We start from the raw sequence: 22234 nt of genomic DNA, 5'->3' as shown, positions 1-22234 counted from the left end.
TGACCCACCTATAGGAGGGCGCACCAGATGTGGATGAGCGGAAGCTCCCGATTGGAGCGAAGCATGGAATTGAAGTCTGACGGTGAACGGTCAGAATACGGACTGTCCCGAATTGCAGTGGAGAACTGCAGCGGGATGGTCTTTTTTTTGCAAAAACAGAGGTGGACGATTACAATTTACATATCATTAATTCAGGGGGAATGCGGATTGAATCAGCTAACATTTCTGGGCACTGGCGATGCGATGGGCGTTCCACGTGTGTATTGTGATTGCGACGTATGTACAGAGGCAAGGCTTACGGGAGAAAATAAACGGAAACGCTCTTCTGTTCTGATTGACGGTGGTAGGGATGGTGCGAGTGAACAGTTCATGATTGACTGCGGACCAGACTGGAGATCACAGATGGAGGATCAGGGATTGCGTATGGTGCATACGCTGCTCATTACGCATGCCCATTTTGACCATATTGGAGGATTACCGGAATGGGCAGATGCGTGCCGCTGGTTGGGTGAAAAAGGGCGTTTGTATGCACCACGTGAAGTGATTGCCACCATTCAGGGACAGTTTCCCTGGTTGGGTCGTCATATGGACTTTCTGGAAACAGATGATGATATTGAACTAGGCGGCTGGAAGGTACATTCCTGGAAAGTATGCCATGGACATAACGGATATTCGTACGCATATCGACTGGATCGAGACGGGTATAGCTGGGCGTACTGTTCAGATGCTATTGACCTGAAAGACGCCGAGAAAGAGCCATTGCACGGACTGGATATGCTGGTGCTTGGAACAAGCTTTGTGCATGAGCTTGCGGAATTCTCAACACGTTCCGTGTACGATATGCGTGAGGCGCAGGAGCTGCTGTGGGAACTGAAGCCGGGGCATACTTATTTTACACATATGTCTCATGACGTAGATGTAAGGCAGAATTATAATCTGGATCAAGGTATTACGATTGCCCTTACCGGGATGAAGGTGCCGCTTGGAACATTAAAGCTGGAAACGAATGCGTAACCCAACTTAACTAGCGTAATAAAAATAAATTCAGAAGAGCGTATCCTTTACAAGGGGTTCTTCGTTTACATAGTGTAAGTCAAAATCAATCAGGAACCAGCAAAGGGGGGCCCCCAAGATGGCCTTTGTGAAGTCCGTGGATTGCAGAATCAACAGACCACATGATGATGGTAAACAAGATAAATTCGATATTGAATTCAATGGCAACGACAGAAAAAATCAATTGAACCAAAGCATCCATACCGTACTACCCGATCTGATGGGTTCGTTGTATGCGTATTGTTTATCTCTGACGAAATCAGTTCCAGACACGGAGGATCTGGTTCAGGAGACCTGTCTCAAAGTGTTGTCGTCGAGTGTAGTTGGAACTTATGGGATGAATAAAGATATAAACTGGGAAGCTTATCTGATCCGTATTGCACGCAACAGCTGGATTGATATCTTACGTCAGCGGGAGAGATTAGCCTGTAAAATGGATAGCTTGAAGCCGCTCCTGCACGAGATGGAGGAGGAAAGGCGATTCGAGGAATTGGAGTCTGCCGTACAACTTCTTGTAAATACGCTACCACCGTGGCAGCGAGTGATATATGTATTACGTGAATTAATGGGTTATAAGGCGGCAGAGACTGCGGAAATGTTGGATACAACAGAAGGTGCTGTGAAAGCAGCGTTAAGTCGTGCCCGCTCTGCCATAGCCGAGGTGAGGCACAGGTTGGAACAATCAGACGGTGAATTGCAGTATGAGGAGGGCACAGTGGTGGACAATCGGGAGGAACTGCGCAGTTATCTGCTGGCATTTCGTAATGGAGATACAGCTCAAATCATTGATCTGTGCCTGAATCGTTCGGATGATCCGATGGCTGTGGCGGGGACGATTTTGCAGCAGACTTTGCCGTCTCCATCCATGCAGCCAATGATGTACGGGTACTCCACTTCTGGTATGAACTCGATGTCGTATGGAGGCGGGTACACGGTCAACATGGTTGCCTAAACCGAGGAGGCGACACATATGAATGTAGTGCCGTATGTAGTGGAACAAACCGCTCGCGGAGAGCGGAGTTATGATATTTATTCACGATTGCTCAAAGACCGGATCATTATGGTGTCCGGAGAGATTGAGGATCAGATGGCAAATGCCATCGTGGCCCAGTTATTGTTTTTGACTGCAGAGGACCCGGAGAAGGATATCCAGATGTACATCAACAGCCCTGGTGGGTCGGTGACTGCGGGATTCTCGATCTATGACACGATGCAATTTGTGAAGCCGGATATCTCCACGATCTGTACAGGGATGGCGGCAAGTTTTGGTACGATATTGCTGGTAGGTGGAACAAAAGGCAAGCGTATGGCGCTGCCCAACAGTGAGATCATGATCCATCAGCCACATGGCGGTACACGAGGGCAGGCGTCGGATATGTTGATTCATGCTAACCGCATCATTCAGCATCGTCAGCGCCTTAACAAGCTGTTAGCAGACCATACAGGACAGTCAATTGAGCGGATTGAGAAGGACTCGGATCGAGATTATTTCCTGACCGCTGCTGAAGCAGTCGAATATGGATTGGTGGATAAGGTCATATCCGGCTCATAACAGTAGCCCGGAAGGTCATGTGACCTTCCGGGCTTGATTAATCAAGAGGACGAACAGGAAACTGACGTCCTCTTTTTTGTCGTCCAGATTAGCCAGTCCACGTCTATGGAATGATTCAGAATGAGAACAATCTGAAATAAGGATTGACCATCGGTAGGTATAGTGTGTATATTATATATACACACTATACCTACTGAAAACTATTTAACATCAATGAGGTGAGGAAAGATTAACATTTTAATATCGAACGCTTCGAGCGATCCGATCTATATGCAGATTTTAACTCAGATCAGACAGAGCATCTTGAGCGGAGAATTGGTTGCTGGAGATAGTCTCCCCTCCATTCGGCAGCTCGCCAAGGATCTGCAAGTCAGTGTTATTACAACTAAACGTGTCTATGAAGAGCTGGAGAAGGAGAAACTGATCGATTCAGTTGTAGGAAAAGGGAGCTTTGTATCCGGAGCCAATCAGGACTTTATTCGAGAACGGCGGATGAAACAATTGGAAGAGAAGATGCTCGAAGTGATTCGTGAGAGCAGAGAACTGGGCATGAGTTCACAGGATGTAATCCATCATCTTACATTGTTGGTTGAGGAGGAATAAGCATAATGAACGCTATTGAATTACGTAATGTAACCAAAACGTATCCCTTATTTAAAGTAGATAATGTATCTCTTGATTTGAAAAAAGGATATATCACGGGACTTATTGGTCCGAATGGGGCGGGAAAGAGTACTTTGATCAAAATGATCACGGGTCTGATCCATCCCGATAAGGGGAGCCTCAAGACATTGGGCAGTGAGATGCCCAATCAGGAAGTTGACATCAAGCAGCGCCTTGGCATTGTGTCCGATGAATGCTTTTATTATGAGCATCTAACGATCCGGGAGATGACACAAATGATTGCTCCTTTTTACACCAAATGGGATAATAAAGCGTTCAATGACTACTTGGATCAGTTCGAACTGTCTCCCAAAAAGAAAATCCAGGATCTGTCCAAAGGCATGAAGATCAAGTATTCTCTCGCCGTAGCTTTGTCGCATGAAGCAGATCTGCTAATTATGGATGAACCGACATCCGGGCTTGACCCTGTATTTAGGCGGGAACTGCTCGATCTTCTTGCAGATATGATACAGGACGAAACAAGGTCCATTATTTTCTCGACGCATATTACGACCGATCTGGAACGTATTGCAGACTACATTACGTTTATTCATCAAGGAAAACTGGTGTTTAATGAAGCCAAAGATGATGTGCTGGAAAGGTATGCGATTGTAAAAGGGGATACGAGTCTGCTTGATTCCGACATTCGGAAACATTTCATCGGAATACGAGAGACAGCCGTTGGTTTTGAAGCGTTGTCGGATCATAAAGCAGAAGCCGAACAGTTATTTGGGAGGTTAGCTCTTTTACAAAGACCTACGTTGGAAGACCTCATTTATTTTACGGCGAAGGGAGGACGCAAATATGCTTAACTTGCTTCGTAAAGATTTCATTGTACTAAAAAGTTCACTGTGGACGATTGGGTTATACCTGGTGGTGTTTAGTCTTGCCTTTATACCTAAGAGTGAACTGTCAATGTATTTTGTAGGCATCTACACAGCCTTTGGTTCGGTCATGCTGGCAACCATGATTGATATCAAGAACCATAATCATAATTTTCTGGTCACGCTCCCGGTTAGCCGCAAACAGATTGTGAAAGCCAAGTACCTCTCTGCTATAGTCTATACATTTTTCGGGGTGCTCGCGTCGTACGGAATTCACGAGCTTGTGAACCTGAATTATCCTGAACTGAACAAACCGAATTATTCACTTAGGGATATTGTCATTGCCGTAGGTATGGTGCTTGCGTTAGTTTCCATATACATGCCTCTTTTCTACGGACTTAGCAAAAAAGGGGCAGGCATCATCAATGCGATATTCATGGTCTGCATGATTATACTGGCGCAACCCGTTGCGTACCTCATGAGTATGGCCAACGAGAACGGTATGATTACCACAACGACAATGGCTTTGGTTTCCGTAGGCATTATAGGTTTGTTTGTGGTGTCCTATCTCATTACGATCCGCCTGTTTGCAAGAAAAGACCTTTAAAACACAGAGCGGATGCAGGTAGAAAATATAGAACACCAAAAGTAAAGTCGCCACAAGGCGACTTTTTTTGATGCAGCGATACGAGTGGCAAATTACACTTGATATTCTTCGGAGTGACGTCAGTTCCTGGAAATCCAAACTTTACAATTCTTTAGCCAGCGAGATAAGTCTGCTCATGCCTTCCCGAATCTGCTGCTCATGTGCATAAGAGAACGAAAGGCGCAGCTTGCGACTGGCTGAATCATCCGAAGAATCAAATACGGTTCCGGGTACAAAGGCAACGGATTGTTCCATGCATCGGTGAAGCAGTCTTCCGGTATCCACACCCTCAGGAAGCTCCACCCAAAAGTTGAGTCCGCCCTCCGGCCGGGTCCACGTCCAGTCCGTTTCCAGCAGAGATTGTTCCATCACTTCCATCCGTAGCTGGATGGCGGTCCGCAGCTTGGACAGATGCTGATGCATACGTTCTGACTGAAAATAACGGAGAAAAAGCTTCTGGTTCAGAAGGGGCGATCCGTTATCTGTCAGTGATTTTACAGCCTGTAGTCCTGGCATGAATCGCTGGCGGCATATGATGGCTGCAATCCGTAGCCCGGGTGCAACATACTTGCTGTAACTGCGAATGTACAGAGTGTGTCCGGTGGTGTCGTAGGTGAAAATGGGTGCAGGAGGTTTCTCCTTAAAATAGATATCATAGGTGCTGTCGTCTTCGAGCAGAAAACAACCATACTGTTCTGCAAGTTCGGGTAACTGCTTGCGCTGTTCTACTGGAACATTCATGCCGGTTGGATTCTGAAAGGTCGGTGTCATATAAAAGAGACGTGGCTTCTCACTCTTCATCAGATGTTCGATCTGCTCCAGATCATAACCCTCGGGATGAATGTCGGTAAAGACGAGCCGGGCACCTTGTTTGCGGAAAATCTCCATTGCCGGTCCATACGTAGGCCGTTCCATCAAGACCCGATCCCCGGGCTTGACTAGCGTCCGCGAGATGACGTCGATCGCTTGCTGGGCACCCGATGTAATTAACACCTCGTCTGCGGAGAGGTAGAAGCGTTCCTTGGTTGTCAGATGGCTTGCCAGCGCACTTCGCAATTCCAAATCTCCCTGAATCGTGGAGTACGTTCCGAGCAGACGTGGATATTGATCCAGCAGATCACGCATCAGTTCTCCCCAATACCGATTGGGAAGCAGGGCGGGATCAATCAGTGATTTGGAGAACTGGAATTCGGCTTCAAGCGACTGTACACGTGCGAGGGAGTCCCAATGCAGCCAGGCAGACACGGCGGGATCATCCGCCTGATCCGTTACTGAGAATGGAGTTGCTGGACTGACATAATAGCCGGACTTATCCTTCACATAGACATTCCCATGTTCTTTTAACTCCTGATAGGCTTTGAAAACAGTCAGACGATGTACGCCGAGTAGCTCGGACAGGCTTCGTACAGATGGCAGTTTTTCATGTTCGGCCCACTCTCCCGCTTCTATACGTACAACGAGATAATGGATTACTTGCTCATATAGTTTCAGGCTATTATCTGTCATCATCATGGTTCTGCCCACCCGGCTCACACTCCTTTTGAACTCTATTGTAACAGCTAATGGGAGAGAACTGTTCTGTTTTGTTCATTCTGTTCTATAGACCATGAGATATGATGGAGAACAGATAAAGGAGTGGTTATCATGGTGGGGATTGCATTTACGGTCATGTGTCTTATTTTCGGTACAACGTTTCTGGCTATTAAAATTGGAGTAGAGGCTGGCATGCCGCCTTTTCTGTCAGCTGGATTGCGATTTGTAATCGCGGGAGCGCTGATGTTTGCATGGATGTGGATGAAGGGCAAAGTGAGCTGGTCGCTCCTGTTCCGCAAGGAGATGTTGTTGACAGGAGCGGGTCTGACCTTTGGCACCTTTGCCACATTATATTGGGCTGAACAGCATGTGAGCTCGGGTGTGGGTGCCATTCTGTCAGCGACAGGGCCGCTGATGATTATGTTGATGCAGACGGCGTTGTTACGGCAAAAAACATCTGGCCGTATGATTACAGGCTGCCTGATCGGGTTCACCGGTGTGGTTCTGGTTGTGCTGCCAGGTGTATCGCTTGGTGCAGGTTCCCTGTTCATGTGGGGTTGTATCGCGGTACTGGTGGGAGAAGTCTGTTATTCAGCAGGTGCATTATACTCCAAAAAGGTCATTCATCAGTTCAAGGAGGCTAGTCCTGTAGCGATTAATGCGGTGCAGATGATGTATGGGGGATTGCTCTTAACTCTGCTCTCGGCCGGAACGGAATCGTGGAATATGTCTGCTCTGGACTGGGTGCCTGCCGTCTCGTCGGTGATCTATCTGACTGTCATAGGCTCCATGGTGGGGCATAGTCTATTCTATTGGATTATGTCGCGCACCAATCCGTTATTCCCGGCAACCTGGTTATACATTTCTCCGCCCATTGCTGTAGGTCTTGGTGCTGTTGTCTATGGTGAGCATGTCAGCTGGGTTACATGGATCGGCGTGGTACTGGTCGTTTCAGGTCTGCTGGCGATGAATGAGAAGGTGAGCGGCTGGTTGAAGAAAGGAAAGCGTGCGAGGATGACAGTGCAGGCTTCCGAAACTGTTTTAAAATAGGTAAAGTTTGAAGGTATGCAGCTCAATCTCAAAATCAGCCCTTGATTTTAGGTTGAGCTGTTTGTTATTCCAACATGATGTTCTCGTTAACCAGTTGGTAGTAATATTCATCCATCTGTTCTGCCGTAACATTTTCATCGAAATGTTGTATCCACCACGTCACAAGTAAACGAATAACCCCCGAGTGGAACTCGGCTACCAGTTCAATGGGAAGTGAAAAATGTTTACCTCTTCTCTTCAATTCCAGAAAATCTCGTCTGAATATCTCTCCGATATAATGTATGAAAAAGTTGTTAAACCCCTCATCCTTCTGCTGGTTCTGCACGATAGTCTCCAGTACATTTCCGAACAGAATTTTAGATACGCTTTGCAAAGGCTGCTGTATCCGATCTTCTACATTCATGTGTAAATAATCCCGAAGGACCCAAGTTAGGGTGGAGGACAGTAGAGCAAATTTATCCTTGAAATGTTTGTAAAATGTTGTTCGGTGAACCATAGCTTTGTCACATATTTCATTAATTGTGATGTTGCTGAATAGCTGGCCTTTCTCACATAACAGATCGAGAAGCGCCATCGTTAACAATTTATGAGTTCGGGTAACTCTCAAATCCACCTTTTTATCAATCATTTTCATCTACATCATTTCCTTATTGTAGTTTAGCTATATAGTATCCTGATATTGATTCTTACTTGATGCGAGATTCCAAGTGTATATTGGTATTATAAGTAATTTTTTGATAGGGCTACAAGTGTAGATAAAATATGATGGATTAGAGAGGATGAAGTGGCGATGTCCGATATGAAAAAAGCTGTGGTAATTGGGGCAGGTATTGCAGGATTAATAACTGCAAGGATGTTATCTGATTATTATGATGAGGTGTGTATCATTGAGCGAGATGAATTACCTTCTGAACCGGGGAATCGGCAGGGTGTGCCTCAATCCTTTCATCCACATCGTGTATTACCGCGCGGCGGACTCATTCTGGAAAAGTACTTTCCCGGATACAATGACGAATTGGTCGCGCTTGGTGCCATTCCTTCACATGAAGAGAAATTTGTGATTGCCAATCGCTACGGTACATTAGTTAATAAGGCAAATGCTAATTCCTCATTCAAAATTGCATCAAGCAGTAGAGCTCTCCTGGAATGGGTACTGCGTCAGCGCGTCCAGAACATCGATCATATAAGCTTCTTAACGAGTACGGAAGTTACCGGGTTAATGGCATCCGAAGATCGGCGTTCCATTACAGGGGTGTATACCAAAGAAAGAGGCCGGGATAATAGGGAAGAAATGCTTGCGGCAGATATGGTTATTGATGCTGCGGGACGTTCTTCCAAATTGATCAGATGGCTTGATAAGATAGGGTTATCCGTGCCTGAGCCGGAAGTGCTGAAGGTGTCTCTTGGTTACAGCACCCGCTATTATAAGATACCATCCTCTATTCAAAATGACTGGGGAACGGTGATAACAGAGTCCGATCCTGTGCAAGGAATTCGTGCAGGCATGTTGTGGCGCATTGAAAATGATATCGCTGGACTATTACTGTTCAACGCAGGAGGAGATGAATATCCTTCAACCCATCCGGATGAGTTCCAAGAGCAAATCAAACATCTGTTTGCTTCGGATGAAATCGTAGCGTTGGCAGACCAGCTGGAGCCGTTTCAAGGACCGCGGGGATACCGTATTTCCGAGTCTGTCCGTCAACATTTTGAACTCATGGAGAATTGGCCCTCAGGATTACTGGTCCTTGGCGATGCATTTTGCAGCTTCGATCCGATCCATGGCCAAGGCATGACGGTCGCAGCAATTGAAGCCGAGACCATAGGAAAATGTTTGGATGAGCAGCGAATACATCCTGAGCCGCAGTTTGAGCGCCAAATCCTGCTTCGTATGCAGCAGGCGATTGAACCGGCCTGGTGGCTTAGTTCTGTGGCCGATCTGCGATGGAAAGGGGTCGAACATGTTGGGCCTTCCCGAATGAAAGGGGTTGCGTTTGCTCAGAAGTATATAAACTTGTTTACTAAGCAGGCGATGAAAAAGGCGAGTCAGGAAAACAATAATCATCTCTTTTTTACTCAGTTCCTGATGAATGCTCTAATCCTTCCTCCAAGTGAATACTTTAAAGGTGAAATCCTGAACATGATCCTGAACGACAATGGTTCCGAAGAAGAAATGGAGTTAAGAGCGGAGCTTGGTGTCCAAGATCCGGAGCTATTCCAGCAAAGAATAGATGAGATCATTCCGCCATTTCAACTGGAATTTGATGGGCAAATCAAAAAACTGTTGGAGTCTTTCCAGCATGCCATGAGCAAGTAAGAGACAATGAATCATGGTGCGTGAAAGTAGGCAAAACATGAAACGAATAATTTTAAATTTCATAGCTAGCATTTTAATCTCATTTATTGTATTTTTTATTGTTTTGTTTTTTGCTGATGTCCCAGATACAAATCGTGTCATCTTATCTATGGCGATTACGATTTCACTACAATTATCCTTGATTACCGCATTGTTGCTCTCAAAACATAAAAAATAAGAGAGAAATATACCTAATATAATCGTTTATATAGGATAATGAACATATTTTTAAAATCAAAAAAACAGCCCTGCACGGCGAAATTCGCCGACAGGGCTGTTCGTTGATCTTAATTACTCTGCGTTCAGCACAAACTTCTCAATAACCTCTTTTACGCCGTCTTCGTTATTACTTGCCGTAATGTAGTCTGCCAGCTCTTTCAGCGCAGGAATGGCATTCCCCATCGCTACACCAAGACCAGCAACTTCGAGCATCTCATGGTCATTCCAAGAGTCGCCGATGGCAATACACTCGCTGAGCTGGTGACCGAAATGGTCAGCCAGGAAGGTCAGGGCATGGCCTTTAGTTCCTTCATTATGCATGATCTCCAGGAAGTAAGGTTTGGACTTGGTGATATGCACTTGTGGTCCGAGCAATTCACGCAGGTCAACGGCAACCTTATCCAAGTAGTCTGGCTCATCGATAATAAGCAGCTTCGGAGTTTTTTGTTCGATGACTTTGATGAAATCAGATTCGATGTAATATTGAGTGCCGTTTAATTTGGCATAATCCCGCAGCTTGTCGTTTTCCTCACGGGCATACAGCTTGTCCTCAATGTATGTTTGAAGGTGGAGATTGTTCTCCAGGCAGTAATCATACAATTTGCGGGAAGCTTCCTGTGGAACGTAACGCTCATAGAGGACTTTTTCGTCCAGCAGGTTTTTCACCAATGCGCCTTGATACGTAATGATCGGCACGTTAAGTCCGGTTTGACGAGCAAGCGCTTGTGCGGAAGCATAAGCACGTCCAGTCGCCAGCGTTACAGTTACACCATGGGCAACTGCTTGTTCCAGTGCAGTCTGTGTAGCAGGGGTTACTTCCTTGTTGTCGTTGATCAGTGTGTCATCAATGTCGATTGCAATCAATTTGTAGGTCATCTGTGTTTCTCTCCTTTTTTATCTGTATCTATATTAACGAACGAAAAATAAGTTTTACACGAGGCCACTCCGAATACAGATTCATCTTTCGATCGCTGTTATCCCCGGATTTTTGATTCCATTCCCCAAGGGGAAATCCGTTGATAGCTTATGCTTCCGATGTAGCTTTCTTTCAGAAAGCTTTAAGCGAACGCTTCGCTTCTCCCGATAAATTCTGTCTTCTCCGTTAACGTGTAATCTTACACTTCGTTCTAAAACTATACTTACATCTAAATTTTATTCTTCTAGGAAAACAAGGCCAATAAAGTCTTCTAGCTCAAGGTTGCCGAAGTAATGTTTTACATCCAGGCCCTCAAGCGCAGTACGCACCTCGGTTTCCTCATACCGCTTGCCGCGCAGCATATTTTCGATATCCGCCACATCACCTACACCGAAGAAGTCGCCAAAGATTTTGATATCTTCGATGCGTCCATCCTTGATGTTCATGCGCAGATCGATGATGCCAACAGGGAATTTGCGAGTGTGCTTCACATTGCTTTCCGGAGACAAGCCATAGTTCCAGTCCCAGTTGTTATAACGCTCAGCGGAGATTTCCTTGATTTTGTCCCAGTCCTTGTCAGTGAGTGTGTACTGTGGAACGTCCTTAGGCTCCATCCCGAAAATGTGACGTAACAGCTCATCGCGGAACTGCTCAATCGTCAGGTTGGTGTCAATCAGGTCCCGTATGTTGGCGACCCGGCTGCGCACGGACTTGGTGCTCTTGGATTTGAATTTCTCGGGATTGACGTTCAGGGAAGCCTGAACATGCTCCAGATTCAGATCAAACATCAATGTGCCATGACTGAACATGCGCCCACGTGTGGAAAACTGGGCGTTGCCCGAAATTTTCTTTTCGCCTACTTGCAGATCATTACGCCCGGTCAACTCCGCATTTACACCAAGCTCGTGCAAAGCTTCAACCACAGGTTGGGTAAACTTGCGGAAATTGTGGAAGGATTGACCGTCATCCGCTGTAATAAAACTGAAATTCAGGTTGCCCAGATCGTGATATACCGCTCCGCCTCCCGAAAGACGACGAACCACCTGGACACCGTTATCCTGAACGTACTCGATATTAATTTCTTCAATCGTATTTTGATGCTTTCCGATGATGATCGACGGACGGTTGATGTAAAACAGCAGATAGCTGTCATCCTCCATCGGCAGATGTTTCAGAATGTACTCCTCAATGGCAAGGTTTACAGAAGGATCTGTAATGCCCTGGTTGTCAACAAACAGCATGGTCATTCCTCCATTAATGTATGTGAGGGATTGCTAGTCCCTTATGTAGTGAACCTTGTATATCAAACGGAACCGAAATTCCTCTTCTATTGTAAACGAATTATGGTTGGGACACAAAGAAAACAGGATTGACCCACACCTCTCGTGCCATCCATAATAAAAAGGACATACAGAAAGGATGACGGAAGAATGACCGGTTATATCGAAGTGTTCGGACATGGCGGGGATGTGGAGACGGCTGCGTCACGATTTGGGAGGGAAGCCGCTAATTTTCTGGATTTCAGTGCCAACATTAATCCGCTCGGTCCGCCCAGAGGGGTGCTGGAGGCTATACAGCAAGGATTGCAGTCGGTGATTCGGTATCCCGATCCTGGGCATCGGGGATTCAAAGCACTGCTGAGCGAGCGTCTTGGTGTGAGGCAGGAGCAGATTTCCGTGGGCAACGGTGCAGCCGAAAGTATGGCGCTCATTCTGCTGGGGCTTGCCCCGCGCAAGGTTGGTACGGTGGAACCGGGATTCTCGGAGTACCGCGCGTTGGCACGACAATTCGGTGCCGAGGTTGTACATACGGAGGGCAGAGAAGAGCTGGCGTGGCGAGCGGAACCGGAGGACATCGAGCAGCTCATGGAAAAGGTAGACCTGCTCTTCCTTGGCCAACCCAACAATCCAAACGGTGTACAATACCCGCTTGAGATATTGCAACGGCTTGCCCGCAAAGCGGAAGAAACGGGAACCGTACTTGTCATTGATGAGGCATTTATGGATTTTATTCCGGTAGCCCGGCGCCAGTCTTTGGCAGCACATCTGAATGACTATCCAAATGTGATCATCATCCGCTCGATGACGAAGTTTTATGCCATTCCGGGCTTGCGTCTCGGATATGCTTTGGGCCGTGCGGAATACATCCAGGCGATGACGAAGAAACAGGTGACCTGGAGTGTCAACGGTCTGGCGCTCACGGCAGGTGAAGCCTGTCTGCGCAGCGGAGAACCGTACGAACAGGAAACCATGTCACAGATCACGCGGGAACGGGGGCGTCTCATCGAAGGACTGCAGGCGTATGGATGTGCGGTGACACCGGGAGAGGCGAATTTTATTTTGGTACGTGTGCCGGCCCCCTGGACAGCAGCATCAATGCAGGAGGCACTGGGCCGAAGGGGTATTCTGATTCGCAGCTGTGCCATGTATCCGGGGCTTGACGAGGGGCATGTACGTTTCGCGGTCAAGGATGCAGACGCCAATGCTACATTACTCGAAGTGCTGGGCAACGTGCTCGAAAGCAAGGCATATCCAAATGTCGATCAGACCTCCATTCATGAATCAAGTCAGCAGGAGCAGACAAAAGGTTCGGAACAGGCACAGGGAGGGAAGCGGTCGTGACACTCCCGTTTTATAACTACTTTACGAATGCTGAAACAGGCGAGAATGAATATGCTTCCTCTTCCTGGCCCGGACTGAATATATCCGCACATGAACGACATATCAAAGCTCAGAGCCCAAGGGCTACCCAAGCGCTGTCGAGTGCGGTATATGGCGGTGGGATGTTTGAACTGGATCGCATTTTTAACATCTATGTGGACAGGCATTACCGCTGTGATGATCCGCCGCGTGATATCGAACAAGCACTGAACGAATGGCATGAGCCGCGGGATCAATGCGCCGGATTATTGACGGCCGTAAGGCTGGAGCATACCTCCATTCAGGAATATACAAGTGATGAATTTGGTCTACTGTGCTGTACCACTGCGGGTGTATCGAATGCAGCACGCGCGGGATCGGAGAGAACGGTATTTGATACGGTGGGAAATAAGAAGATGTCTTCCGGCAGGGAGCGCTGTGCTCCTTCAGCACGGAATCTAACGATTCACCCCTATGTCCCGGGTACAATTAACATCATGCTCTGGTTGAATGGACGCATGACCACCGGGGCGATGGTGAATGCGGTACAGACGGCGGTGGAAGCCAAAGCGGCCGCGCTGGCGGATGCGGGTGTTCTGGATTCGGAGAACGGGTTGCCCGCCACCGGTACCACAACCGATGCCATTGTGTTGGCGGTACGTCAGGCAGTGGAAGAACCTCAGCCGATGATCACTTATGCCGGGACAGCAACTACGGCAGGGGCGGCGATTGGCAGATTGGTATACGACACGGTGACGGAGAGCCTTCAGGCCGGACTGTTATGGAAAGAGAGGATCAGGCACAAATGACTTTTGAGCTGGAGCATCTATGGACCTGGTCATTCTGGACAGGCATGGCGGGAGCCTGGATTATTATACTGGCGTACCTGTTGGACCGATGTATCGGAGATCCGCGCTGGATTCCCCACCCGGTGATTGGTATGGGAAAAGGCATCTCGGCGTTGGAGTGTGTCATTCGCTCGCGTGTGCGCACAGATTCGGGGCTGAAGAGAGCCGGGCTGTTGTTCCCAATTGTGATTGCGGGGGGTTCTTTTGCCATCACCTGGGGACTCGTATATCTGCTTGGGCTGATTCATCCTGTCATTGCAGCGGCAGCTGAAGTGGTGCTCATTGCAACGACCATTGCTTCAAAAGGGCTGAAGGATGCAGGTATGGAAGTGTATCGTCATCTGAAGCAGCAGGATTGGCCAGCGGCCAGAACTTCACTGGGCATGATTGTTGGGCGTGATACGGCGCATCTGGACGAACCGGAGGTTGTGCGGGGAACAGTAGAGACGGTGGCGGAAAATATCGTTGATGCCATTGTATCGCCGTTATTCTATGCGCTCATTGGAGGCGCTCCGCTTGCCATGGCTTATCGCGCCGTCAACACGCTGGATTCCATGGTCGGATATAAAAATGACAAGTATCTGTATCTTGGCTGGGCCTCGGCCCGTCTGGATGATGTGGCGAACTGGATCCCTGCCCGGCTGACCGCGGTTCTGTTAATTGTGGGTGCCTGGGTCATGAAGATGGACGCGAAAGGGGCATCGCGCATGGTCGCACGGGATGCTAGACTGCATCCAAGTCCGAATAGCGGTTTTCCCGAATCAGCGGTGGCTGGAGCACTGGGCATCCGGCTTGGCGGACATAACGTGTATCACGGAGTTGCTTCATTTCGTGCCTATATGGGCGAGGCCACAAGGTCGATGGAAGCCGAGGATATTGTGCAAACATCACGCCTGATGTTCTGGTCGGCAGGGGCTTTTGTTGTACTGTGCATGTTCATAACGCTGGGTGTGTGGCTGGCAGGAGGGACGCTGTTATGGCTGTAAATAAAGGGAATGCAGGCAATGAAGTACATACGGATCAACCCGGCTCACTGAAACGAAACATTCTGTGGGTCCGTCACGGGACAACACTGTGGAATGTGGAAAAAAGATACCTGGGGCATACCGACATCGGTCTGCTGCCAAATGCCAAAGAAGAACTGGCTCCGCTTCATGAACAATTGAGCCGTGTTTCGTGGCACGAGGTATATTGCAGTGATCTGCTTCGCTGCCGGCAGACGCTGGAACAGATTCTTCCTGATGCCAGCGGACAGGTGAAGTTCGACTCACGCCTGCGCGAGAATGATTTTGGACAGTGGGAAGGGCTGACGTATGAGCAGCTCAAGGATAATTCTGTGTACCGAAACTGGATAGATGCCCCGCAGGAGGTCACTCCGCCTGTGGGGGAATCGTGGCAGGAGTTTACCGGACGGTTGGACTCCTTTCTCCAAGAGATGTTATTGGAGGGCCGTCCTTCGACGCACGTTAATGAGGGTCAAGTGCCAACCATAGTTGTGGTTACGCATGGTGGTGTCATCCGATATGCCTTGTCCCGTCTGATTGCCGGGCTTGGGTTCTGGGATACACATGTCGTACCGGGACAGGCGATTCAGGTTCAGCTTGAACAACAGGGGAATGAGTGGTTTGGCAGCAGAATGACTTTTCCGCCGATCGGGTTGTAAGGATGTACAATATACCCTATAATCACAACAGAAGTGTGACTTCAGCATGGATACAGATACGCTGCAGGTTGTGAAGCCTGAATGAGTATGCAACATGCAGAAATTACACGACAATGGTTTACCATATCAGCGACCAAGGGTCCCGCGTGTGAAGGCTGTTTTCATGGCAGATTAGTACGAGTCACGAAACACACAAGGGAGAAATGGGGAAGCCGGTGCAAATCCGGCACGGTCCCGCCACTGTAAAACAGGATGATTCCTGTAAGTCAGGTTACCTGCCCTGGACGTACAAACCGGTGTTCCTTCGAGGAAAGGACAGCGTTTCGGGCTATTCTATGCGCATGGACAACCCTTGGTTGAACATGTACAGATCGCCATATGCGAGACGTCATCCCTGATCCTTGTCCAAGGATTGGGGATTTTTTATTGTTCATGTAAGATGAACCGAGACCAATTTTACACGAGGTCACTCCGATTGCAGTACCATCTTCCGATCGCTGTTATCCCCAGATTTTTTGATTCCCTTTTTGAAATGGAAAATCCGGTGATAAAGGCGAACACTTCGTTTCTTCAGATTGGTTCTGCACTCTCCGTTAGCGTGTAAATGTTGCAGTTCAAACCTTACACAGGAACACCAAGACATGGGGAATAAGAGTTCGAGCACGATGCAAGAAAATATTACAAATAGAGAAGGGGAGAATAAGAGAATGAATTTCAAGAATTGGAAAAGCGTAGCGTCCCTGCTAAGTGCAGCGGCACTTGCACTGGCTTTGGCCGGATGTGGAAATGCAACAACAAACGAGGGCACAGGTACTTCACAGCAACCGGCACAGGAGCAATCCCAAGGCCAGGCGCAGACGGACCTCAAAACACAATATCCACTTACCGTTACGGATGCAACGGGTGAATCGTTCACCTTTGAAAAGGCACCAGCCAAAATCGTATCCGTGTCTCCGGCTGAGACGGAATCCCTGTTTGCCCTTGGATTGGACGATCAAATCGTTGGTGTATCCGACTATGACGATTATCCGGAAGCAGCAACAACCAAAGCTAAAATGGGCGGTATCACCAAGCCCAATGAAGAGTCCATTATTGCAGCTGAAGCCGACATTGTCTTCACAGGTATCTCCATGAGTGAGGATGCAGTGAAGAAACTGCGTGAACTGGGCATTACCATTTTTAAAACGGATCCTAAATCCATCGACGATGTGATGAACAATATCGAAACCTTCGGTAAAATTACCGATCATCAGGAAAAAGCACAAGAAATCATCACTCAGATGAAACAGGACGTTACGGATGTAACGGAAGCAGTGAAGGCAGTTAAACCGGAAGATAAGAAAAAAGTATACGTTGAATTCTCCCCAGGCTGGACTGTGGGTAAAGGCGAATTTATGGATGAACTCATCACTGTAGCCGGTGGCAGCAATATTGCTTCGGACAAAGAGGGTTGGTATGAAATCAATGAAGAGAACGTGATTGCCTCCAACCCGGATGTGATTTTGTATGCTAATGATGTAATTGATGAAAACTCCAAAACACTGGATCAGATCATCAAGGCGCGCAGTGGCTGGGATCAAATTACGGCTGTGAAAAATGACGCGGTTATTGGCCTGGATGCCAACCTGCTGAGCCGTCCGGGTCCACGGGTAACTCAAGGGTTGAAAGAAGTAGCCAAAGCGATCTACCCTGACTTATTCCAATGAGTAAAAAGCTGATCCTGTTCGGAACGACGGGCATGGTGCTGCTGGTGCTCACCGTGCTCATCTGCACGGGCATTGGTTCAGTAGCTTTGCCGATCCGGGATATTGCAGGTATCCTGATTCACAAAATTCCCTGGGTGGGCGATTGGATTACACCGGATTGGAATAAGGCAGCCGAACAGATTATCTGGAAAGTCAGATTCCCACGTGTACTGCTTGCCGTGCTCGTGGGCGCATCGTTGGCGATTGCCGGTGCGGGCTTCCAGGGTGTGCTGCGTAATCCGCTGGCCGATCCGTTCACCCTGGGCGTATCATCCGGTGCTTCGGTGGGTGCAGCCTTTCTGATTTTCTTCGGATTGCAGTATGCACTGATCGGAATCTGGACGTTGCCACTGGTGGCGTTTTTGACGGGTGTAATCACGTTATGGTTTGTTATGGCACTGGCTCGTGAAGGGCGTAAAATACCTACACACAGCCTCATTCTGGCTGGTGTGGTCATGCAAAGTTTCCTGGGCGCAGTTGTTTCCTTCCTGTCGACCATGTCGAAACAGACGATTAATGAAATTATATACTGGACGATGGGAAGTCTGGCTCTGCGTGGGTGGTCGTATACGGCCATCCTTTTCCCGTATTTTCTGTTAGGGCTGGTCTTTCTCTGGAGCCGCGCACGCTCGTTGAATGTGCTTGCACTGGGAGAACGTCAAGCGGCACATATCGGGATCGGAGTGGACAGGCTCAAGCTGTCCGTGCTGGCAGTTGGCACACTGCTGACTGCAGGCGCTGTCTCGGTATCAGGTGTCATCGGATTTGTTGGATTGGTGATCCCGCATATGTTGCGGCTGGTGGTGGGACCGGATTACCGACTGCTGGTACCTTTGTCAGCCATTGGTGGAGCGATCTTCATGGTGTGGGCAGATACCATAGCAAGGTCGTTGCTGGCGCCAACTGAAATTCCGCTCGGTGTTGTCACCGCCTTTGTTGGTGCGCCATTCTTTGCTTACCTGCTGCACCGGAACAAAAAGTTGCAGAAGGGGATGATGCCATGAATTCCAGTACCAGTTCCAACTCGACTTCACTTATCTCCATTAAGGGAGCAGGGAAGTCATATGGCAATCATCAGGCATTGCGCAATGTAGACTGGCATGTTGGCGAAGGTGACTGGTGGGGAGTTGTCGGACCAAACGGCAGCGGCAAGTCTACCCTGATCCAGCTAATTGCCGGAACGGAACAGTTAAGCGAAGGTCAGATCCGTATCGATGGTCGAGATATTGGCTCTTACAGCCGTAAGGACCTGTCGCGCATGATCGCTGTATTGCAGCAGGATGGCTTGCCAGCCATCTCCTATCCTGTACGAGACGTGGTGGAGATGGGGCGATATCCATACCAGAACTGGCTGGGCCGGGAAACGGGTGATGGGGCGCTTGTGGTGGACAGGGTGCTCGAAGACCTGGGATTGACAGAGCTGGCAGACAGACCGCTGGATGCACTCAGCGGCGGGCAACGGCAGCGGGTCGCACTAGCCAAAGTTATGGCTCAGGAGCCGAGGTTACTGCTGCTGGACGAGCCGACCACGTTTCTGGATATTAAATATCAATTGCAATTCATGGAATTGTTATCGGCATGGCGACAGAGAAATAACATTACAATTGTGGCTGTGCTGCATGATCTGAATCTGGCCGCGTTATTTTGCGATCACATTCTGGCGCTCCGTGAGGGCATGGCGGTTGGAAAGGGCACACCTCATACGTTGATCAATGATGAGAATATCCAGGATATATTTCGCGTTAAACCCGCGATTGTCTCCCATCCCGACCATGCCATACCTCAACTGCTGCTGCGGCGGGACATCGATTAAATGAAGCGGGGCAACCCATATTTTGATGAAGGAAGTGCTGGTTGTATGAATAATGAACAGGTGTTGGAGCATTTAATAAGTAAGATTACTGCTCCTGATCAGGAAGTCGCGGCAGAAACCTCTGGACATGTGGATTCGTTGACAAAGCCGCCGGGGAGTCTGGGCAAATTGGAAGAGCTGGTGATCCGTTTGGCAGGCATGACGGGCAATGCACGCCCGCGTTTTGAACACAGAGCGGTCATTGTCATGGCCGCAGATCACGGCGTAGTGGAAGAAGGCATCAGTGCCTTTCCTGCTGAAGTGACTCCGCAGATGGTCCTGAATTTCCTCGCTGGGGGCGCAGCCGTGAATGTGCTTGCACGTCACGCCGGAGCTGATGTGATCTGTGTGGATATCGGGGTGAATGCCGATCTTGAACATCCGGACCTGCTCTCCCGCAAAATTCGCAAAGGCACGGCCAACATGGCCCGAGGGGCAGCGATGACCCGGGATGAGGCAGTTCGGGCTATCCTTGCAGGAGCCGAAGTTGTATCGGCAGAGGTGGCGAAGGGAACACAGCTGTTTGTCACCGGGGAGATGGGAATTGGCAACACAACTGCAAGTGCTGCGGTAATGAGCGCGTTAACCGGAGTTGCACCAGCTGCCGCTGTGGGGAGAGGTACAGGGATTGATGATGCAGGCTTGCAGCGCAAGGCTGCTGTAGTCAGCCAGGCGCTTAGTGTAAACGCACCGAACCCGGATGATGCACTGGATGTTCTGTGCAAGGTGGGTGGACTGGAGATTGCTGGACTCACGGGGGTTATCCTCGCAGCAGCTGCTCATCGGTGTCCGGTCGTTGTAGACGGGTTCATCTCTACCGCGGCAGCGCTGGTTGCAAGACAACTTGCACCTCTGAGTACGGCTTATATGATCGCTTCTCATACTTCACATGAAAATGGGCATGGAGCGCTGCTGCGTGAACTGGACCTGAAATCGATGCTGGATCTGGACATGCGTCTGGGTGAAGGCACAGGCGGTGTGCTTAGTCTTCATCTGATTGACGCAGCATGTCTCATTCTGAACGAGATGGCAACCTTTGCAAGCGCGGGTGTCTCGGACGGGGCAAGCCATGCTTCGGACTCTGCTGCGTCGGTTGATTCATCCCTGCAAGGAGAGAGTTCCCGATGAGCGTACTGGTGACAGGCGGCGCACGCAGTGGTAAAAGCTCCTTTGCCGAGCGTCTCTGCATGCAGCGTTCCTCGGAGGCCTGGTATGTGGCGACAGCTCAGGCCTACGATGATGAAATGCGTGAGCGTATCGCCATGCATCAGCATCAGCGTGAGGCATCGGGATATCTGTGGCATACAACGGAAGAGCCGATACATCTGCCTGCTTTGATAAACCGCATGGGTGAAGGGCATACAGGGACTTCTGCACCCACCGTTCTGGTGGATTGCCTGACGCTGTGGCTGACAAATGTTTTGTTAGCGCATGAGCATGACGAGAAGCAGGTGTTACAGGGACATTTGGACGCGCTGGTTGAAGCGATTCGAACCTATCCCGGTTTACTTGTTCTGGTTACGAATGAAGTAGGGGACGGGATCGTACCGGAATATGCCCTTGGCAGGAGATATCGGGATTTGGCCGGTGTACTGAATCAGCGCATTGCGGCGATATGCGGTGAAGTGTTTCTGGTGACCGTAGGCATTGCGATTGAACTAAAAAGCAAGGAGTACCGCTTATGAAGGATGGCACGCCTGCTCCTCAGCGCAAACATGCGGCGGCAGCCGCTTTTCAATTTTTGTCCCGTTTCCCTGTCAAAATGCAAATCGATTTTGTCCCGTCGCTGCTGCGGGAAAGTGTTGTCTTTTACCCGCTGGTCGGTGCAGCAATTGGTCTGTGTGTCTGGCTCATGGGAGCCTTAAGCGGTGCAGTGCTTCCCGCCTTCCCGGCAGCCGTCCTGACCTTGACGTTATGGGTATGGCTCACCGGAGGGCTCCACCTTGACGGATGGATGGATACGGCGGATGGTTTGCTCAGTTATCGTACCCGTGAGCGGATGCTGGAGATTATGAAAGACAGTCGTGTCGGGGCAATGGGCGTGATCGCCTGCGTGTTGCTTCTGATGATGAAGGCTGCGCTGATCGCCGATTTTATTGCCCGGGGCCACTGGATGTACGGTGCGCTGCTGATCCTGCCCATGATCTGGAGCCGTTGGTTCATGGTGTATGCAATGTCGGCCTGGCCGAATGCACGCGGAGATGATGGACTTGCGGTATTGTTCAAAGGTCTCGGTGAGCGGAAGGAAGTCCAGCGTTCACGCAGCTCAGCCGTGGGGCTGACCCTGATCGCAGGGGCAGTTACGTTTGCCGCGGTGTGGCTTTTGAAGCCGGATATGGGGATTGCAGATGCGATGGTGAGTGGGCTGGGAACACTGCCATGGTGGCTATACCCGGTGACGGCGGTTATTGTACTGCCTGTGGCGTGTTATTATATCGGCCGATTCGTGGCTGCCCGGATCAGTGAACGGCTCGGTGGTTTAACCGGGGATACGTATGGTGCCATGAATGAGCTGCTGGAGGCGGCTTTGTTGACCGTGCTGAGCGTGCTTCAAGGACTGTTCTGGCTGTAACTTTTGAAGTATGAAGCAGTATGGAAAGTGTTACGCATGAGGTTGGTAGCAAGGTGATCTGGATATAACACGGAGACAGGGGGAGAGAGCGTGGAAGATAGGC

23 protein-coding genes and 1 riboswitch are annotated in these 22234 nt (G+C 49.2%); of the genes, 19 read left to right on the top strand and 4 right to left on the bottom strand.

What is annotated here, in order from left to right:
* Positions 1–207 precede the first annotated feature (207 nt).
* The 6 genes from MKX68_RS03705 (at position 208) to MKX68_RS03680 (ending at position 4699) form a co-directional block, all read left to right on the top strand.
* Positions 208–1014, top strand: a complete 807-nt coding sequence (locus MKX68_RS03705; RefSeq protein ID WP_340915273.1) for an MBL fold metallo-hydrolase — start codon at positions 208–210, stop codon at positions 1012–1014.
* A 118-nt stretch (positions 1015–1132) separates the two neighbouring features.
* Positions 1133–2005: an RNA polymerase sigma factor gene (locus MKX68_RS03700; RefSeq protein ID WP_340909223.1), complete on the top strand. Its 873-nt coding sequence runs from the start codon at positions 1133–1135 to the stop codon at positions 2003–2005.
* Between the two features lie 18 nt (positions 2006–2023).
* Complete coding sequence (gene clpP / locus MKX68_RS03695; protein WP_340909221.1) at positions 2024–2605, top strand: ATP-dependent Clp endopeptidase proteolytic subunit ClpP; 582 nt, start codon at positions 2024–2026, stop codon at positions 2603–2605.
* 228 nt (positions 2606–2833) lie between these two features.
* The gene (locus MKX68_RS03690; protein WP_036610760.1) at positions 2834–3208 is read left to right on the top strand and encodes a GntR family transcriptional regulator; all 375 of its coding nucleotides are present in this window, start codon (positions 2834–2836) and stop codon (positions 3206–3208) included.
* Positions 3209–3213: 5 nt separating this feature from the next.
* Positions 3214–4080: an ABC transporter ATP-binding protein gene (locus MKX68_RS03685; protein WP_340909219.1), complete on the top strand. Its 867-nt coding sequence runs from the start codon at positions 3214–3216 to the stop codon at positions 4078–4080.
* Complete coding sequence (locus MKX68_RS03680) at positions 4073–4699, top strand: ABC-2 transporter permease (RefSeq protein WP_340909217.1); 627 nt, start codon at positions 4073–4075, stop codon at positions 4697–4699. The genes MKX68_RS03685 and MKX68_RS03680 overlap by 8 nt, the downstream gene beginning before the upstream one ends.
* Positions 4700–4840: 141 nt before the next feature.
* On the opposite strand, the gene MKX68_RS03675 is transcribed toward MKX68_RS03680, so the two are convergent.
* The gene (locus MKX68_RS03675) at positions 4841–6262 is read right to left on the bottom strand and encodes an aminotransferase-like domain-containing protein (RefSeq protein WP_340909215.1); all 1422 of its coding nucleotides are present in this window, start codon (positions 6260–6262) and stop codon (positions 4841–4843) included.
* A 120-nt stretch (positions 6263–6382) separates the two neighbouring features.
* Here MKX68_RS03675 and MKX68_RS03670 point away from each other — a divergent pair, with 120 nt between their 5' ends.
* The gene (locus tag MKX68_RS03670) at positions 6383–7321 is read left to right on the top strand and encodes a DMT family transporter (protein ID WP_340909211.1); all 939 of its coding nucleotides are present in this window, start codon (positions 6383–6385) and stop codon (positions 7319–7321) included.
* Between the two features lie 64 nt (positions 7322–7385).
* Here the strand turns inward: MKX68_RS03670 and MKX68_RS03665 are convergent, their stop codons facing one another.
* Entirely contained in the window at positions 7386–7955 is a 570-nt protein-coding gene (locus tag MKX68_RS03665; protein ID WP_289391549.1) for a TetR/AcrR family transcriptional regulator, read from the bottom strand.
* Between the two features lie 156 nt (positions 7956–8111).
* Here MKX68_RS03665 and MKX68_RS03660 point away from each other — a divergent pair, with 156 nt between their 5' ends.
* Together MKX68_RS03660 and MKX68_RS03655 are read left to right on the top strand one after the other, a co-directional pair.
* The gene (locus MKX68_RS03660; RefSeq protein ID WP_340909209.1) at positions 8112–9638 is read left to right on the top strand and encodes an NAD(P)/FAD-dependent oxidoreductase; all 1527 of its coding nucleotides are present in this window, start codon (positions 8112–8114) and stop codon (positions 9636–9638) included.
* A gap of 37 nt (positions 9639–9675) precedes the next feature.
* Positions 9676–9855, top strand: coding sequence for a hypothetical protein (locus tag MKX68_RS03655; protein WP_340909207.1), 180 nt, complete (start codon positions 9676–9678; stop codon positions 9853–9855).
* Positions 9856–9968: 113 nt separating this feature from the next.
* Here MKX68_RS03655 and MKX68_RS03650 read toward each other — a convergent pair whose 3' ends face one another.
* Both MKX68_RS03650 and MKX68_RS03645 read right to left on the bottom strand, forming a co-directional pair.
* Positions 9969–10772, bottom strand: coding sequence for a Cof-type HAD-IIB family hydrolase (locus tag MKX68_RS03650; RefSeq protein WP_339785445.1), 804 nt, complete (start codon positions 10770–10772; stop codon positions 9969–9971).
* 276 nt (positions 10773–11048) lie between these two features.
* Positions 11049–12053 (bottom strand): lipoate--protein ligase, encoded by a 1005-nt coding sequence (locus MKX68_RS03645; protein ID WP_340909205.1) that lies wholly within the window; start codon positions 12051–12053, stop codon positions 11049–11051.
* A 189-nt stretch (positions 12054–12242) separates the two neighbouring features.
* Here MKX68_RS03645 and cobD point away from each other — a divergent pair, with 189 nt between their 5' ends.
* The 10 genes from cobD to cobS all read left to right on the top strand — a co-directional run bounded on the left by cobD (position 12243) and on the right by cobS (position 22131).
* A complete protein-coding gene (cobD, locus tag MKX68_RS03640) occupies positions 12243–13433 on the top strand; it encodes a threonine-phosphate decarboxylase CobD (protein ID WP_340909203.1) in 1191 nt (396 codons plus the stop codon).
* The gene (locus tag MKX68_RS03635) at positions 13430–14260 is read left to right on the top strand and encodes an adenosylcobinamide amidohydrolase (protein WP_340909201.1); all 831 of its coding nucleotides are present in this window, start codon (positions 13430–13432) and stop codon (positions 14258–14260) included. The genes cobD and MKX68_RS03635 overlap by 4 nt, the downstream gene beginning before the upstream one ends.
* Before the next feature lie 44 nt (positions 14261–14304).
* On the top strand, positions 14305–15285 hold the full coding sequence (gene cbiB, locus MKX68_RS03630) for an adenosylcobinamide-phosphate synthase CbiB (protein ID WP_340915271.1): 981 nt from the start codon (positions 14305–14307) through the stop codon (positions 15283–15285).
* The gene (locus MKX68_RS03625) at positions 15276–15962 is read left to right on the top strand and encodes a histidine phosphatase family protein (protein WP_340909200.1); all 687 of its coding nucleotides are present in this window, start codon (positions 15276–15278) and stop codon (positions 15960–15962) included. Before cbiB ends, MKX68_RS03625 begins: the two co-directional genes overlap by 10 nt.
* Positions 15963–16128: 166 nt before the next feature.
* A riboswitch (cobalamin riboswitch) is annotated at positions 16129–16259 on the top strand.
* A gap of 410 nt (positions 16260–16669) precedes the next feature.
* On the top strand, positions 16670–17668 hold the full coding sequence (locus tag MKX68_RS03620) for an ABC transporter substrate-binding protein (protein ID WP_074094019.1): 999 nt from the start codon (positions 16670–16672) through the stop codon (positions 17666–17668).
* Positions 17665–18711, top strand: coding sequence for a FecCD family ABC transporter permease (locus tag MKX68_RS03615; protein ID WP_133386799.1), 1047 nt, complete (start codon positions 17665–17667; stop codon positions 18709–18711). Before MKX68_RS03620 ends, MKX68_RS03615 begins: the two co-directional genes overlap by 4 nt.
* Positions 18708–19520 (top strand): ABC transporter ATP-binding protein, encoded by an 813-nt coding sequence (locus MKX68_RS03610; protein ID WP_133386800.1) that lies wholly within the window; start codon positions 18708–18710, stop codon positions 19518–19520. Before MKX68_RS03615 ends, MKX68_RS03610 begins: the two co-directional genes overlap by 4 nt.
* Positions 19521–19565: 45 nt before the next feature.
* Positions 19566–20687 (top strand): nicotinate-nucleotide--dimethylbenzimidazole phosphoribosyltransferase, encoded by a 1122-nt coding sequence (gene cobT / locus MKX68_RS03605; RefSeq protein ID WP_340909195.1) that lies wholly within the window; start codon positions 19566–19568, stop codon positions 20685–20687.
* Positions 20684–21244, top strand: a complete 561-nt coding sequence (gene cobU / locus MKX68_RS03600; RefSeq protein ID WP_338592325.1) for a bifunctional adenosylcobinamide kinase/adenosylcobinamide-phosphate guanylyltransferase — start codon at positions 20684–20686, stop codon at positions 21242–21244. The genes cobT and cobU overlap by 4 nt, the downstream gene beginning before the upstream one ends.
* Positions 21241–22131 (top strand): adenosylcobinamide-GDP ribazoletransferase, encoded by an 891-nt coding sequence (cobS, locus tag MKX68_RS03595; protein ID WP_340909191.1) that lies wholly within the window; start codon positions 21241–21243, stop codon positions 22129–22131. The genes cobU and cobS overlap by 4 nt, the downstream gene beginning before the upstream one ends.
* The last annotated feature ends 103 nt before the right edge of the window (positions 22132–22234 follow it).

This window comes from Paenibacillus sp. FSL M8-0212, assembly GCF_038004645.1.
Taxonomy (GTDB): domain Bacteria; phylum Bacillota; class Bacilli; order Paenibacillales; family Paenibacillaceae; genus Paenibacillus.
This window is presented reverse-complemented; position numbering and strand designations above follow the sequence as displayed.

Coding starts and splice junctions, on each gene's coding strand:
- MKX68_RS03700 (WP_340909223.1), top strand. CDS start 1,133: ATGGCCTTTGTGAAGTCCGTGGATTGCAGAATCAACAGACCACATGAT.
- clpP (WP_340909221.1), top strand. CDS start 2,024: ATGAATGTAGTGCCGTATGTAGTGGAACAAACCGCTCGCGGAGAGCGG.
- MKX68_RS03685 (WP_340909219.1), top strand. CDS start 3,214: ATGAACGCTATTGAATTACGTAATGTAACCAAAACGTATCCCTTATTT.
- MKX68_RS03680 (WP_340909217.1), top strand. CDS start 4,073: ATGCTTAACTTGCTTCGTAAAGATTTCATTGTACTAAAAAGTTCACTG.
- MKX68_RS03670 (WP_340909211.1), top strand. CDS start 6,383: ATGGTGGGGATTGCATTTACGGTCATGTGTCTTATTTTCGGTACAACG.
- MKX68_RS03665 (WP_289391549.1), bottom strand. CDS start 7,955: ATGAAAATGATTGATAAAAAGGTGGATTTGAGAGTTACCCGAACTCAT.
- MKX68_RS03660 (WP_340909209.1), top strand. CDS start 8,112: ATGTCCGATATGAAAAAAGCTGTGGTAATTGGGGCAGGTATTGCAGGA.
- MKX68_RS03655 (WP_340909207.1), top strand. CDS start 9,676: ATGAAACGAATAATTTTAAATTTCATAGCTAGCATTTTAATCTCATTT.
- MKX68_RS03650 (WP_339785445.1), bottom strand. CDS start 10,772: ATGACCTACAAATTGATTGCAATCGACATTGATGACACACTGATCAAC.
- MKX68_RS03645 (WP_340909205.1), bottom strand. CDS start 12,053: ATGCTGTTTGTTGACAACCAGGGCATTACAGATCCTTCTGTAAACCTT.
- cobD (WP_340909203.1), top strand. CDS start 12,243: ATGACCGGTTATATCGAAGTGTTCGGACATGGCGGGGATGTGGAGACG.
- cbiB (WP_340915271.1), top strand. CDS start 14,305: ATGGCGGGAGCCTGGATTATTATACTGGCGTACCTGTTGGACCGATGT.
- MKX68_RS03625 (WP_340909200.1), top strand. CDS start 15,276: ATGGCTGTAAATAAAGGGAATGCAGGCAATGAAGTACATACGGATCAA.
- MKX68_RS03620 (WP_074094019.1), top strand. CDS start 16,670: ATGAATTTCAAGAATTGGAAAAGCGTAGCGTCCCTGCTAAGTGCAGCG.
- MKX68_RS03615 (WP_133386799.1), top strand. CDS start 17,665: ATGAGTAAAAAGCTGATCCTGTTCGGAACGACGGGCATGGTGCTGCTG.
- MKX68_RS03610 (WP_133386800.1), top strand. CDS start 18,708: ATGAATTCCAGTACCAGTTCCAACTCGACTTCACTTATCTCCATTAAG.
- cobT (WP_340909195.1), top strand. CDS start 19,566: ATGAATAATGAACAGGTGTTGGAGCATTTAATAAGTAAGATTACTGCT.
- cobU (WP_338592325.1), top strand. CDS start 20,684: ATGAGCGTACTGGTGACAGGCGGCGCACGCAGTGGTAAAAGCTCCTTT.
- cobS (WP_340909191.1), top strand. CDS start 21,241: ATGAAGGATGGCACGCCTGCTCCTCAGCGCAAACATGCGGCGGCAGCC.